This window comes from Bacteroides sp. AF25-38AC (assembly GCF_003602995.1).
GTDB classification, from domain to species: Bacteria; Bacteroidota; Bacteroidia; order Bacteroidales; family Bacteroidaceae; genus Bacteroides; species Bacteroides uniformis.
In genome coordinates this window covers 20939-21514 of record NZ_QTMD01000011.1, presented here as the reverse complement: position 1 = coordinate 21514, position 576 = coordinate 20939, and the positions used below count along the sequence as shown (strand labels likewise).

Here is a 576-nt window from a genome sequence, read left to right as displayed (position 1 = left end):
CACCCCGGAATCATATCGGAAGCCATGGGGCACTCCTCCATCACGGTGACGGAAACCTATCTGAAGCCTTTCAGCAACAGAAAGATTGACGAGGCCAACCAGAGGGTAATTTCTTTTGTAAGAAGCGGAGCGTGTACAGTATAAAAAACGTTACTTCTTTTGATAGGATAGAATAGATTTGTTGCGCATTTTCCGGAGTCTTCAAAATGAGTTTTGAGGAACGGAATGGCGTTGTCTTTACGGAGCTCCAATCGGTGCTATCAATATACTGTCATTCAACCTTTTGAACTGAAAAATACACACTTTCATTCTTTGAAAGCCTCATTTCATCACTTTCCCACTGTCACTTTTCTGGACTTTCAATCCTCTTTCCAATATCCTAACGGGCTGATTTTTACTATTTTGAACAAACCCAACCTATTTTATCCTTATTCCTTGATTATTAATGGAATTAACAAGATTTCATTACCTGCGAAGTAACGGAATACTTAGTAACAAAAGAAGTATGCGAAAGGGATTCAAAATGAGAGATTATTCACTTTTTATTTTTTTAAATTTATAAATTTAAAGTTTTCA

Annotated in this window: 1 pseudogene; it reads left to right on the top strand. The window is 36.8% G+C overall.

The window, feature by feature from the left end:
* Positions 1 to 144: pseudogene (locus tag DWY55_RS22320) on the top strand (site-specific integrase); the annotation flags it as partial.
* Positions 145 to 576: the final 432 nt, after the last annotated feature.